This is a genomic window from Cyclobacterium sp., from assembly GCF_014762705.1.
GTDB lineage: Bacteria > Bacteroidota > Bacteroidia > Cytophagales > Cyclobacteriaceae > Cyclobacterium.
In genome coordinates, this window is record NZ_JABURL010000068.1 from 1 (window position 1) to 14,773 (window position 14,773).

At 41.1% G+C, this 14,773-nt stretch carries 7 protein-coding genes; all 7 read right to left on the bottom strand.

The window, feature by feature from the left end; genetic code table 11:
• Positions 1 to 270: 270 nt before the first annotated feature.
• On the bottom strand, positions 271 to 1,734 hold the full coding sequence (locus tag HUJ21_RS12615; RefSeq protein WP_291370322.1) for a vanadium-dependent haloperoxidase: 1,464 nt from the start codon (positions 1,732 to 1,734) through the stop codon (positions 271 to 273).
• Positions 1,721 to 3,850, bottom strand: a complete 2,130-nt coding sequence (locus tag HUJ21_RS12620) for a thioredoxin domain-containing protein (RefSeq protein WP_291370324.1) — start codon at positions 3,848 to 3,850, stop codon at positions 1,721 to 1,723. The genes HUJ21_RS12615 and HUJ21_RS12620 overlap by 14 nt, the downstream gene beginning before the upstream one ends.
• Positions 3,851 to 3,882: 32 nt before the next feature.
• Positions 3,883 to 7,287, bottom strand: coding sequence for a VCBS repeat-containing protein (locus HUJ21_RS12625; RefSeq protein WP_291370326.1), 3,405 nt, complete (start codon positions 7,285 to 7,287; stop codon positions 3,883 to 3,885).
• A gap of 121 nt (positions 7,288 to 7,408) precedes the next feature.
• The gene (locus HUJ21_RS12630; protein ID WP_291370328.1) at positions 7,409 to 9,226 is read right to left on the bottom strand and encodes a RagB/SusD family nutrient uptake outer membrane protein; all 1,818 of its coding nucleotides are present in this window, start codon (positions 9,224 to 9,226) and stop codon (positions 7,409 to 7,411) included.
• A 41-nt stretch (positions 9,227 to 9,267) separates the two neighbouring features.
• Positions 9,268 to 12,618, bottom strand: a complete 3,351-nt coding sequence (locus HUJ21_RS12635) for a TonB-dependent receptor (protein WP_291370330.1) — start codon at positions 12,616 to 12,618, stop codon at positions 9,268 to 9,270.
• A gap of 143 nt (positions 12,619 to 12,761) precedes the next feature.
• The gene (locus HUJ21_RS12640; RefSeq protein WP_291370332.1) at positions 12,762 to 13,817 is read right to left on the bottom strand and encodes a FecR domain-containing protein; all 1,056 of its coding nucleotides are present in this window, start codon (positions 13,815 to 13,817) and stop codon (positions 12,762 to 12,764) included.
• 139 nt (positions 13,818 to 13,956) lie between these two features.
• Positions 13,957 to 14,562 carry a sigma-70 family RNA polymerase sigma factor gene (locus HUJ21_RS12645; RefSeq protein WP_291370334.1) on the bottom strand — a complete coding sequence of 202 codons (606 nt, stop codon included), beginning with the start codon at positions 14,560 to 14,562 and terminating at the stop codon, positions 13,957 to 13,959.
• Positions 14,563 to 14,773 lie beyond the last annotated feature (211 nt).

The window sequence follows — 14,773 nt, forward strand, 5'->3', positions numbered from 1 at the left end:
CAATTGTCCGAAAGGATCGGCCTGACATGAAAGTTATAGCTGACCTGGTCTCCTGAATCGAGTATTTCCCCATTCTTTTGACCTTTATTACAACCTGAAATAAAAACTAATAAAATTAAACTACTGATTATTCTCATCGATTACGGAAATAAACTTTGTTACTATAAAGAGAGAAAAAATGGGAAATCTCATCTTGCTCCGAGTAAAACTAACCGGAAAATTAACAAAACGCTTACCAAATCAATCGTTTTCATTTTTAAGCCAAACCAACTAATCCCCTACATGGGCATTATAAAAACCCCATACCTCATTGGCAACATTCCGACCTAGTTCAAGTCCTTCCAAATTATCGGATTGGATGTGATACCCACCTAAAACTCTGGAAAAGCCGGCCATTTCCGCTGTTTCGGTAAACGTAGGAAAATGCAGAACAACTGTATCTCCCAAAAAATCGGGCTCCGTCATGGCACCGGCCACCAGGGTTGCGCTTTCACCAAATTCGTCACTTCCTGTCCATAATCTTAGTGCCTCCGCACAGGCACCACTAACGGCACTGTGACCTGAAACATAACTTGGAAAAGGGGGACAAAGGAAAACCTCAGGCGAATAAGGCCGCCACTGATTCCCGGGCAACTGGCTCATTCCTGTCTTTTCCCCTGCCCATCCATAGATCTGCTGGTCTTCAAAAAGTGAATGAACCAAGGCAAAAGGCCTTGCATAATCGTAAAACATCTTGGAATCCCAGGCAGCAATAAAAGCATCCATGGCCACTACCTGGTTATAGAAATACATTTTCACATCCTGATCAAGGGTATGCTTGTCTCGTCTTGAAACATCCTGTGCAAATCTCAGCCAATGACCTGCCTGCTGTACAGATTTAGGACCATCCCGCATGTACTCTACCAATGCCTTTTGATAATCTGTTAAATTGGATTGAACATCCACCACTTCCTGAACTTCCATATTAAGCTTTTCGGATCCGATTTTGGGAGGAGGGCCGGGACGAAATTGGTCTGCTGATTTTAGCCCGATTGGTTTAACTCTATCCCAAAAAGGCGTCAAACATGGAGGCGCAAACCTACCTCCTTTGCCATCGGAAAAATATTTGGGTTGCCACCTGCCAAGGTCCGAATTTACATCTGCGGAGTTGGCGGGTTTGTATCCGGTATAATCAAAATAGGGAATTTTAGAAGAACCAGGTTCTTCACCATATTGGTTGGCACCATCACCTTTTCTGGAAGATATTACATAAAAAGCTGCCAAATTCCCGATGCCTTCAGGAGATTTGGGATCCTTAGAAGACAGGTCGGGATCCAAACCCAAATCCAGCATAAATCCTGTAAAAAGCAGGCTATCCCCCGGGAAATATTCCATAAGTGCACGAAATGCGGCATAGCTAATGGCAATTTCCTTTTTTTCCAAAGTCCTTTCCTCCTCAGGTCTCCTGGATACATCTTTCAAATAGACAGGAACTGCTTTGCTATCATAAGCCGTCCAGGCATCAAACATGGATACAAAAATCAAGGCCAGATAACGGGAAGTTACCGTCGGTCGGGGTTTAAATCTCTCGGTATCGTTAGCAGTGGCTTCCAGTGCAATTTGGGCCCATTTATAGGCCAGGTTATCTTCTCCTAAAGGACCCTGATTCAATTTTGTTGAAGCATTGGTGCCGCAACCAGTGAGAAGACCCAAACAAACCACAACATAAAAGGAATATAGCTTACATTTCTTCATAAGATGTGTGGATTAATTCAATAGCTTGCTCCGGTAAAGCCACCGGAAGTTTACAGGTATTATTTTTACAGACATAAATCATGGTTTTCCCCGCATAGAACCTATTATTGAACAGGGGCAATCCATTTTCCTTTTCCGACCCTACAATCAAAGTGTTGGGCAGGTGTTTCTCATGCAATTGTTGGATCAATGTTTTTGAATTTTCACCAACCACGGCTACCTCCATGTAGGGAAGCGAAATATGCATCAATAATTCATTCCACTTCCCATATGCCTGACCGTCGGAAAGGATGCTTGGCATCATGGAGGCCACCATATTTTTCGACTTCTTCAAAAACTCTTGTTTACCTAAAATATGGCCTAAATGAAACAAATTCAAAGCCATTGAAGCATTGGGAGAAGGCAAGACACCATCATGGGTTAGCACAAGCGGAGATATCAATTCCTCTTTCTGATTGAACTTAAACATACCTGAACCCTGATCCGGGAAAGTATCGATCACATGGGAATTTAGGCTCACTGCCAGATTCAAATGATCCTGATTCAGGGTAAGGGTATATAATTTAATTAATGCCTCAATGAGAAATGCATAATCCTCCAGAAATCCGGGCACATGACTGCCTCCTTCTTTGTAGGAATGAATCAATTGGTTTTCCCTGAGAGAATATTTTTTTAGAAATTCAAGTATTTCAAGTGATTTATTCAAAAAGGCCTCATTCCCCGAAGCACTATAAGCCTCCAAAAATCCAATCATGAGCAAGGAATTCCATGAGGTGATTACCTTATCGTCTTTTCGGGGAGCGATGCGCTTCTGCCGAATCCCTAAAAGAAGTGAATTCCACTTTAATTTTAAATCCCGGAATTCAGCATAAGAAATTCCATGGTCATTTGCAAAAAACTTATCCGGCTTATCCCTGAAAAGCACAATGGAACTATCCTCCATCATTCGCTGAGATGGGAGAGAATAATAAGCGGAAAATAAATCAAAATCATCCTCCAAAACCGCTTTCAATTCCGCTTCTTGCCATAAATAATATTTTCCTTCAGTCCCCTCCGTATCTGCATCTAATGCAGCATAATATCCTCCAGAAGGATGTTTCATTTCACGTTCCAAAAAATCAGTGATTCCAACAACGATGTCCTTGTAAAGATCGGCATCAAATTCCTTCATTGCGGTGGAATAAATGCGCAGCATTTGGGCATTGTCATAAAGCATTTTTTCAAAATGGGGAACCTTCCAATACGTATCCGTACTGTATCTAAAAAAGCCTCCTCCTACCTGATCATATATTCCGCCAAGTGCCATTTTGTTTAGCGTGTTTTGAACATGCTCCATGGATTCCTCATCCTTTTTAATTGAAGAATAATTCAATAAAAAAGAAAGGTTGGTAGGCATCATGAATTTTTCATCTCCCCTATCCCCTCCCCAATCCAAGTCCCAGGTGGTTTTCCATCTACTTATACTTTCTTGTAAATTAGCTGCGCTGGTTTCGTCGGAATGAGTTAGGGGAACAATCTTGTTGGTTTCCTGAATACCCTTTGCCAGCATTTCCCCGTATTCCTCAGCTTTCTGTGTATCTTCTGTATAAAATTTATTTACATCAAGCAAAACCTGCATCCACTGTTCCCTGGTATGGTAAGTGCCTCCATACAGTGGATTCCCATTTGGCAAGGTGATTACATTAAGCGGCCAGCCTCCACTCCCCGTAATTAACTGGAGGGCCGTCATGTATACATTATCTACATCCGGACGCTCTTCCCTGTCGACTTTTATATTGATAAAATGTTCATTCATCAAGTCGGCCACTTCCTGATCTTCAAATGTTTCTGATTCCATCACATGACACCAATGGCAAGAAGCATATCCGATACTCACCAATACAAGCTTTCCTTCTGATTTGGCCTGCGCCAGGGCCTCTTTGCTCCATGGCACCCAATCAACCGGATTACTGGCGTGTTGCAATAAATAGGGGCTGGTTTCATGAATGAGGGCATTGCTATCGGGATGAACTACATTTACTTGTTTCCCCCTGCCACATGCCGCTAAACCGATAAAAACGGCGAAAAACAAATAATTTATAATGGATGACTCCTTCATATATTTGGCAATAAGCATTTTTAAGGAAAGTCGGATTTCAATAGCAGAAGTTAAGGATTAATCGGAGAAATCGCTGTTAAATTTAGGTTTTCCTTTTTTTCAATCCGGATGAGCTGAAGAAAATCATTGTTTTTGGCAAATAAAATCCCCTCATCCCCTCCGGCCAAATTCATCTTTTTTGCTGATTTCACTTCTCCCCGTATCATCAATCCGCTTTGATAAGGCATTTGGCTTTCAAATCCCCCGTTTCCATTACCCAATAGGAGCCCCCCGTAACTGGAATCATTTCGTGGCGTCTCCACTTCAGATCCGTACAAGTTACCCGCATAGATAATATCCTGGTGGCCGTCTTGATTTATATCCAGGGGCACAAGTGTATTGATGGAGGATATTTGGGAGAAAGTATCCAATGGGGAAATCCTGAATGTACCGTCTCCCAGGTTTTCCAGGTATTGATGGGCAAAACTTTTCACCTCATAATGTGTGGATTTCTCCAAATATTCAGTCGTATAAATTTGCTCCAAACTGGCAGAGGCATAGGATTTGTAATCCTTAAATTTTGCTTTTATGGCTGGAATTTGCTGGGAGGAACATTCCCTCCCCCGGACAGGAACTCTCACTCCTTTGTCTAAGTAACTTAAAACAAGATCATCCTTACTGTCATTATCGTAATCGTAGACATAAAGGCTGAAAGGAGATGACTGGCTTGCCTGGTATTTGTAGTTTTTCCCCAGATTCCCAACAATGAAATCGATATCCCCATCATTGTCAAAGTCCTCTCCAATAAGTCCAAACCACCAACCTTTGGTATGCTCCAATCCTGCATTACTTGAAGCATTGATAAATTTACCTCCTTTATTTTTAAGGTAGGTTATTCCCATCCATTCGCCTACCAGCATTAAATCATCCAATTTATCCCCATCCACATCTACCCACATGGCCTGGGTCACCATTCCCAAATCCAGCAACTCAGGCGCTACCTCTTCGGTAACATCATCAAATTTTATTTCATCTCCACTACTATTGTTCCTCAAAATTCGACTTTTTGGGGCATGGGGATAATTTCTAGGTGCTACCCTCCCTCCTACGAAAAGGTCCAGGTCTCCATCCTGATCTATGTCCGAGGCAACTGCTACCGATCCGCTTTCTCTCATGATAGGCAGAGCCGTTTCTGATTTTTCAAATAAGCCATCTCCCCTATTTATATAAAACTTATCCTGATAATAGGCATCTCCTTTACGAAGTTCGTTGCCACCGCATACCACATAAAGATCAGACAAGCCATCTCCGTTTGCATCAAAAAACATGGCCCCTACATCCTCCTGGAACTTATCCTTTTCCCATAGTTCATGAAGAATTTCAGCAAAGGTTCCATCCTGATTTTGTACAAACATTTTTCCACTTTGACCAGAGGCCCCTCCGATATAAAAATCATCCAAACCGTCATTATCGATGTCCCCAACTGCAAGTCCGGGCCCGTACTCCGAAATTTTGTGTGGCAACAATACCTGATATTGAAAATCATCAAAGGTGTTTTCAGTATGCTGGTGATCTATGGAGGTAAGGGAAGTAATGTCGCTGAATAAACCAGGCTGAGAAACCGACTTAGCAGGTCTAGCTTCCTCAGCATCGGAATCATTTAGTGTGATTCTTTGGTTTGCGGGAATGTTTTCCAGCAGACTTTCACGGCCATCGGGCCATAGAACCCTGATCTTCTTGATTGAACCTGCCTTTCCAATTCCAAAATGAATGATTGGGTCTACAGAAGATTGAAAACCCCTGGTAAGCGTCAGTTCCTGGTACTGGGTTCCTGCATCCGTTTCCAACCAAATTTTGGCTCCAATACCCAAAGTGTTTGCGGCATTCCCCTTTAACTCAATTTGTAAAAAATTAGCACTATCCTTTTCACTGGCATTATTTTCATAAATGCTTGCCCGATCATCCAGGTTATTGATTACCAAATCCAGATCCCCATCGTTATCCAGATCTGCGTATGCCACTCCATTAGAGAAGCCGTTAAAATTTATGCCCCAGCTTTCTGATACATCGGTAAAGGTTAAATCTCCTTTGTTTTGAAAGGCAAAGTTCTTGATTTTTTCAGATGGAATCTTTTTGGTCAGATCAAGTGAATTTCCTTCTTCGAAATTTTGCACCTCATCACTTCTGAAATAATCACTATTGTTAATATCTCTTCTTACACCATTTGTTACATAAATATCCTTATAACCATCGTTATCAAAATCAGCAAACAGAGAGGCCCAACTCCAATCTGTGGAGGATACCCCAGCCATTTTTCCGATATCTCCAAAACGCGGCAAACCATTGCTGTCATTACCCATATGCAGTTGGAGTGTATTAATAGAATATTGGTGGTGCATATCATTATTTACCATGGAATAAAAGCGATCTGGATCCATGCTATCCATGTTTTCCTTAGCCCTTCGGTAACTTTTGGGCATCATATCCACCTGATAAATGTCCAAATAACCATCATTATTGAAATCAGCCACATCTGTTCCCATTCCAAAATAGGAGGTATGATTGGTGAGTTCCAGATTTAAATCTGTAAAAGTCCCGTCCTGATTATTGATGTAAAAAAAATCGGGGGTACTAAAATCATTGGACACATACAGGTCTTGCCAACCATCCTGATTAAAATCTCCAACTGACACACCCAAAGACAATCCGTATTTATCAAGTCCGGCTTCCCGGGTCCGTTCAGTAAAGTTTCCATTCCCTTCATTTCTGTAAAGCCGGTCGCTGCGGTGATAGGGTGCAGCATTACGGTAGGTAAGGTACTCCATCATACTTGTGCGTGAAGGCACAATCGGATAATTTATTACATACAGGTCCTGAAGACCATCTCCGTTATAATCAAAAAAGACAGCCTGAGTGCTATTTCCGGCGTCCGCCAATCCATAGGCTTCTCCCATTTCGGTGAAGGTGGGGATGTCACCTTCCTCGGCATTGTTAATAAACAATAAATTTTTTGTTGTTGTCCATTTACCTGAAACACTGACATAAATATCCATCCAACCATCCTGATTTGCGTCACCAACCGTGACCCCCGTCATCCACCTGTCATCACCTGCAACACCAGCCAGTTCGGTTACATCCTCAAATTTCATGTTTCCTCTGTTGAGGTAAAGTTTGTTTGGGACCATATTTCCTGTAAAATAAAGATCTTGCAGGCCGTCATTGTTAAAGTCCCCTACAGCCACTCCTCCTCCCATATAAATATACATGTAGTTAAAATAGTTAATGGAATCATTTTCCGTCAGATTATTCGAAAAGTCTATCCCCGTGGCAGGAATGGAAAGTTCGTCGAATAGGGGGTGTTCATCGCCAGGTATTTCACAGCCCAACAAAAAAAAGAACAAAGCAATAGAGAGTAGGCTACCCCATATGCTTGAAATTTTATAAAAATTAAAACAAAAACACAAGAAATTATTCATCTGAGACAGGATCATTTAATTACGAACTTACGCAACTGCTAAGGCAAAATTCCACAGAGAAGAAAGCGCAAATGTGCTTTCTTCTCTGTGGAAAAATTCTATTAACAACTATACCAACTTATCAATCTTCATATCCGGGATTTTGCTCTATATTATTATTGCTGCGTTGAATTTCTTCTCTGGGTATTGGAAACCTATAATAGAAATCTCCCGGCCAGGGAAAGCGGGGATCCACCTCGGGTACTTCGCCATAGGTATAGTTTAAGGTACCCATTAAATCACCTTCTTCCGCTGTGGACCAATCCATTGTAACACTGGTTAGCCCTCTTATTGGATTGATGTCGATATTTCCGGGAGCAGCTTTCCAACGCAACAAATCCCAAAATCGCATGTCCTCCAGATGTAGTTCTACGGCACGTTCATTGCGATAATCCCTTACTAGATTATCACCAGAACTGGTAATTTCGGGCATATCGACGGAGGGTCTTTTTCTTACCCTATTTATGTATTCCCTGGCCAAATCTTCATTACCCAAAGCCATCTGAATTTCGGCATAATTGAGGTAAAATTCTGCCAATCGCATGAAAATCGTCGTTTGGCTGTAATCAAAATCAAAACTTGCCCTTGGGCCCTGAAAATCCAACAGCTTTCTAAACGTATAACCGGTCTGAACCCTCCAGTGAAAAGGAGTTAGTCCTTTTACCCAATAGGTTTTTGAATCCCTCCCAAAATCAAAAAGGGTCTGATTATTTATGGGATCAATTTTGTTGGGATTTTCATAGGGGGGTTGGTTGTCTGGATTAGGATTCGCATCCTCCCAATATTCGTATAGTCTTTGCGTACTTTTTGACCCATCGATGATATTTACCGGCCCTGCACCCGGATATAAAATATAACTGTAGTACCTGGGATCCCTGTTTACATTTGGATTTTGTTCGTCATAACCGGAATTGGGGTTGACTGTCATTCCATCAGCTAAATAAGGGTATTCTCCATTCTCCATTTGAAACATATTGATGAATTGCTGGGTAGGCATGAGTCGCTGCCGGGCATCAAAACCACTTGGCCAATAGTCATAATTATACCCCCAATCCGGGATTCTGGATCCGGCTGTATACGTTCTGCCAAAAACCGTTTCATTCGTTTCAAGAGGCTGAAGAAACAACTCCTCGTGATTTTCGTGAAGGGTAAAACCCGCATCGATCACGGCCTTAGTCGCTGCAGCTGCTGCCTGCCATTTACTCATGTCATTGGTCGGGTTATTGAGCGGGCTGGCCATGTACAACAACATTCGGGCCTTTAATCCCATGGCGGCTTCTTTGCTAATTTTACCGGCGGCTGGGGTTACACCTTCTAAAAGGGTAATGGCCAAATCAGCTTCATCCAAAACAAATTGGGCACACTCATCATAGGAATTTCTGGAAACATCGAAGGACTCATCACTCAAGCTAAAGCTTTGGGTAATTAAGGGTACCCCACCAAAGGTTCTGATCAGCTCAAAATACATCCAGGCCCGGAGGAAGTGTACTTCTCCCTTCATGCCGTTAAGGAGTTCTGCATCAATACTTGATCCTTCGGTTTTTTCAAAGAAAATATTGGCTCTACGAATAAAATCATATTGCTCCGCCCAAATATTGGTCAATTGGGTAACATTGTCAGGGGTGATATTTCCCTCCAAATATTGGCGTATTCCAGCAGCCCTGTCGTGCGTATCGGGAGCAGAAACTGCTATATCGGTCATACCAATATAGCCACCGCTACCTGGTCTCCAATGAGGTTTAATCCCGTTGTACATATTATATACATAATTCTGTAGAAAGGTGGGATCGGTAAATACATTTTCTTCGGAGATAGCATCCAGGGGAGTTACCTCAAGAAGGTCTTCGTTGCAGGCGGAGAAAACAAATCCAGTTAGCAGTATGATATAAAATTTTTTCATCAGGCTGCTTGTTTTAATGCTGATTTTCATAACGTTTTTCATTAGAAAGAAAGATTAAGACCAAAACCCAGAGTTCTCATATTGGGGTATGTACCCCCTTTACCACTGAGAAACTCAGGATCACCTGCACCAAATTCTGCCAGATTATTGTAAATCATGAATAAATTTTCCCCTGATAAATACACCCGTAATCCAGAAATACCGATTCTATCCATAAGCGGTCCTGGTAAATTGTAACCCAACTCAGCAGATTTAAAGCGGACCCATCTGGCATTGTGATACCAGAAATCATTGTTTTGTGCGGCAAAACCCACCGGCCGAATTCTAGGAAGGATTGCATCAGTATTCTCCAAATCATAAGTATTGTTGGCCACATAGGCCAATCCATTTCCATTGGCTCCCGTATCAAAGCCGTTGTCAAGCCTGAACTTCCCCCCGTCTTGCCCCTGAAGCAACATTGTCAGGTCGAAGTTTTTATAATCAAACCCTATGGTCATTCCAAATTGGGACCTGGGAAATGCGTTGATGTTGTAGCGGTATCGGTCATTCCCGTCAATGACACCATCGTTGTTCAAATCATTGAATATCAGACTCCCTAAAGTAGCATTGGGGTAGCTGACATAGGAATCCAGGTCATCCTGTGTACGGTAAATACCAATGGCATTGTAAACCAATTCTGAACCTATAGGCATTCCTTCCAGATTTTGATAGGGCTCAGCCTGAGGTACTTCATCGAAGAATATGATTTCATTGTCGTTATAGGAATAATTGGCACTAACTCTGTAATTGACCAGCCCAAAATGTTCCCTAAAACCCAATTGAAATTCTATCCCGTGACTTTTCATCTCGCCGATATTTTCATCGGGTAAAATCAGTCCGGTATAGCCTGGAATAGAAGCCTGCCTTCTGCCCAGGATATTGGTCGTGTATGTTCGGTAGACATCCGTTTCGAAAGTCAATCTATCCTGCAAAAAACCCAGCTCCAATCCAATATCCGTTGATTCGGAAACTTCCCAAGTTATATTGGGATTTGGAGTTGTCAGAGCCGCTATTCCCCGTACATCGGCACCATTTACTACCCAACCAGGTCCGTATCCAAACCGGCCAATGTACTGAAAAGGGTCTACCCTGTCATTTCCCAGTTTGCCCCAGGATGCTCTTAGTTTTAAATTACTAAAAAGGTTGTCCGACATAAATGCCTCTTCACTTACTACCCATCCTGCCGACAAGCCCGGAAAAAAGCCCCATCTGGTTTCCTTTGGAAAAATGGGGGATCCATCATACCGGAAGTTAAAACCAAACAAGTACTTGTTGCTGAACTCATAATTTAAGCGTCCAAAGTAGTTTTGCCGGGCATTTTCGCTGGCACCTCCACTATTGTTCCATTGACTCCTGTTTTCGCTACCTGCGAAAAGCTGGTCAATTTGGGGAGAATCAAATCCTAACCTTTGCGCCCAAAAGAAATTGTCATCATAGGTCATTTGCTCGTAAGCAATGAATCCACTTACCCTATGATTGGTTTTGATAACCCTATCATAAGCTATTTTCGAATTCAGGGTTATCATCGTACTTTGGTTAAAATCCTCCCTTAACCCGATATCCTCAACAGTACGCGAGGTTCTTTTTACAATAACTCCTTCGGAGTTTCTCTCGTAATAATCCCATACGTAATCAAAGGATTTATTGTAATTGAAAGTCTTTACAATAGAGGCAAAACCGTCCACCGACAAGCCTTCCACAAATGGAATCTTGTATTTATACCTGAAGGTACCATTGGCTACATCTCCTGTATTTCGTCTATATCCCGGACTTAAAAGCCGGGCGGCAGGATTTAAATGGGACCAACCTTCTCCAGGATATCTGTAATCCCCTCCAATATAAGCCTCCTGCAAGGGACTGGTGGAAGCAAAGGCCCCAATAGCACCTGAGCCACCTTGAGGAGATTGCGTGAATTTTTGTCGGATCGACAGATCAATTCCAACTTCCAAATCATCCGTAACGGTTACGTCCAGGTTTGCACGTACATTGTATTGTTTGAGCTTCGTAATATCATCGGCGCGGAGTATACCTCCCTGATTGACCATTCCTACAGAAGTAAAATACCTAATCCTGTCAGATCCGCCACGCATGGTTAATGATTGCCTGGAAATGATTGCGGGAGGGTCTACCAAGGCATCCCACCAATCTTCCGCACGACGGCTCCCATTTCTGAAAGACTCCACCAAATCGTCTGGGAATACTGCTCCACCACCTTCCAGTACCCTATTCCGGTTCAAAACATCCATGTAGTCAAAAACACCTGCCGACTTAACCTTCATGGTAGGCGACTGAAACAAATGGGAAGTGGAAAAATTAAAAGTTGGTTTCCCGGTCTTTCCTCGTTTTGTAGTAACCAAAATCACTCCACCAGCAGATTGGGCTCCATAAATAGCTGCTGAGGCATCTTTTAAAACAGAAATGGATTCTATATCATTCGGGTCCAATCGGTTGAGCCCATCAGGATCTGCGTTAGCTACACCATCAATTACAATTAATGCCGAATTATTTCTGGTGGTATTGAATCCCCTTACCAGTATTTGCGCATCATCGAAACCTGGAACTGCACTTCGCTGGTTGACATATAAGCCTGCCAACCTTCCAGATAAGGCGTTGGAGAGGGATACCGCTGATGACTTTTTAACCTCCTCACCGGAGGTTTGAACCACTGCATTGGTTAGTTCGGATTTCTTTTGAGTACCATAACCGAGAACAATAACTTCGTCGAGTGCCTGTGCACTCTGCTCCATGGTAATGTTAATGGTGGTTTGATTTCCCACTTCTACCGTCTGACTCTCAAACCCAATAAAGGAAAAGACAAGGGAGGAGCCTTCGGGAACGACTATCGAATATTTTCCATCCATATCGGTGGCTGTTCCTGAGTTGGTACCGGGAACAAATACCGTCACCCCTGGTATGGGGTCACCATTTGCATCCACAACCGTACCAGTAATCGTTACTTCAACGAGTACAGCTTTCGACCTGTCTTTTGATTTCGAAAATTTTACGCTGATTTTATCATCCACCTGCTTAAAGGCCAATTGGTGGGAAGAAGAAAGGGATAACAAAACGGATTCCAGTGTCTGATCCTCAATCTGAATACTTACCTGATCTGCGCCTTCAAGCAGACGATCGTCGTAAATAAAAGAAAACTCCGTTAACCTCATTATCTCAGAAAAAGTCTCTTCCAAAGAAACATCTTCAAGGTCTAAACTCAGGTGAACTTGCTTAATATCCAGTGAACCCTGGGCATTGGAAGGAGCCGCATAGATCAGTGGTAAAAAAAGCATCTGGATCAGAAATCCATACAAATAGTATTTTCCTATCATACATAGGGCATGTAATAATTTTTCCATAAATTTGGGTGTTTTATTGTGAGTTTTCAGTAAAACAAAGGCAAATAGGTAACATCTGATAAATCTTTCTATTTGCCGGACAAAGTCAATGAGAAATCATTGGCTTTGTTTTTTTATCGATCTGTTTTCTTCATCCAATTTGATTAATGTTCGAAAACTAACTTAACTTTTTTTTGATCAATGATGTGATTGAACCCGTATGCATATCCAACGGATTCCAAAACATTACTTAAATAGCTGTCCTTGAATTCCCCCGATATTTTTAACTTCTGTTTTGGCTTATTCTCCAGAGAAATTTCTACCCCATACCATCGCTCAAGTGTTAGTTCAAATTCAGAAAGCGAGGCATTGTCAAAAAACAAAACTCCTGATTTCCAGGAAAAGGCTTTTTTTGGATTAAATTTACTCTTGGTGATTTTTTGGTTTCCAACAGATGTCACTTCCTCTCCTGGCTCAAGAAAAACAAGTTGATTTTCCAGCAGCTCATTTACGACCTCAACCTTACCTGTAGCAAGTTGAACCTTAATTTTTTCGGGATTATAGGATTGAATATTGAAGGAAGTACCAAGGGCAGTAGTGATGACTTTCCCGGAAAATACCCGAAAAGGTAATAAACTATCCGGGACCACTTCGAAAAAAGATTCACCAATCAAATGAATCTCCCGATTATTCACGCCAAAATCACTCCTGTATTTGATTTCACTATCGGCATTGATGATTACCGTGCTGCCATCTGGCAAATGAATCTTTGATTTTTGCCCTTTTGGATTGAATTTGGTTATCCAATGTGGCTTATTTTCAGTTTTTCCCAATTCTGGTGCTGTATGATACTTTACCACATCAAATGCCAAAAACCCCATCATTGAAATGAAAATCACTAACAAAAGCATCGAAAACCTCCTCCAATGATTTTTATTGGAATGGTCTAATTTCACTGTGTAATGCCCCCTCCCGGGTTTTCCTTGCTGAATATTTTGGTGGATACTGGAAAGCAACAAAAGTTGATCCTGTTCTTCCCAATCCTCCCCGGTCGCTTGAAATTCCAGCAAAATTAACCTGGCCTGGTTTAAAATTATTCCTTTCTCCTTATCTGAAGCCATTTTTTCCCAAAAACAACCGTTCGAAGTATCATCATGTAATACCCAGGATAAAAAGGATTTATCCTGCAAAAAATCTTCTATGGTGTTGTATGACTTCATTAATCTTCTGCTATATGTATTAAAGAGAAAATAGTGCTACAAATCTCATCTCCAATTCCAAAAAAATTTAATATTTTTTTGGAATACTTGAGGTATTAACCAATAAATTAAACCTAAAGAAGTGTTTTAACCAATTTAATTAATACCAATGCAAATTAAAATAGAATAAAAAAATAACTTTGGACGTGAAATCACTGTGTGACAAAACGGTCTTTAAGGATTTGATTCCCTTAAATATTAAATTGTAGATTGAAGGAATTTGAACTCCCATTAATTCAGAGATTTCGTCATAGGTCAATTCCTGAAGATACCTCAAATAGATTGCCTCTTTTTGCCTTAGAGGTAAAGCGTCAATTGCTCGACTAAGTTTGTGGGTTGAATCAAGGCTGATCTGATTTTCCTCTAATATTTCCTGAAAAGATACTTCCCAGGAAATTTTAGAATGGTAATCCTCAATACTCTCGTATTTACAGGCTACGTTGACACGCTTGATTACCTCCCTCCTAAAGCATGAAAAAAGATAGAATTTTATTGACTTATTGATGAAAAGCACATTTTTGGACTCCCAAATATGAATGAAAACATCTTGTATTACGTCCTTGATCAATTCCGTATCCTGCGTGAATCGAAATCCATATTTGTATAAGTCTTTGGCATGGGTTAGATAAATATGATCAAAGGCTGTTTGATCACCATCTGCCACCAATTTCCAAAGTTCAATGTCTTTTAGTATGTGAAACTTCATTGAACATAAGGTTATAAAATGGGTTTAATTGAATATATCAAACATACGATAATTTGAAAAATAAATTACTTACAAACGAAAAGAAATTCAAATTATTAAAATACCAAACCTTTAATTGGTATTGAAAGAAATTTTATTACTTTTTTTAGTTTTTATCCTCATTTCAATTTTTACCGAAAAAGAAACTATTATGTATAAACATAGGTTGTAT

What these genes read in the sequence shown, in the direction of transcription:
- HUJ21_RS12615 (WP_291370322.1), bottom strand. Translation starts at nt 1,734, where the DNA reads ATGAAGAAATGTAAGCTATATTCCTTTTATGTTGTGGTTTGTTTGGGT.
- HUJ21_RS12620 (WP_291370324.1), bottom strand. Translation starts at nt 3,850, where the DNA reads ATGCTTATTGCCAAATATATGAAGGAGTCATCCATTATAAATTATTTG.
- HUJ21_RS12625 (WP_291370326.1), bottom strand. Translation starts at nt 7,287, where the DNA reads ATGAATAATTTCTTGTGTTTTTGTTTTAATTTTTATAAAATTTCAAGC.
- HUJ21_RS12630 (WP_291370328.1), bottom strand. Translation starts at nt 9,226, where the DNA reads ATGAAAAAATTTTATATCATACTGCTAACTGGATTTGTTTTCTCCGCC.
- HUJ21_RS12635 (WP_291370330.1), bottom strand. Translation starts at nt 12,618, where the DNA reads ATGGAAAAATTATTACATGCCCTATGTATGATAGGAAAATACTATTTG.
- HUJ21_RS12640 (WP_291370332.1), bottom strand. Translation starts at nt 13,817, where the DNA reads ATGAAGTCATACAACACCATAGAAGATTTTTTGCAGGATAAATCCTTT.
- HUJ21_RS12645 (WP_291370334.1), bottom strand. Translation starts at nt 14,562, where the DNA reads ATGAAGTTTCACATACTAAAAGACATTGAACTTTGGAAATTGGTGGCA.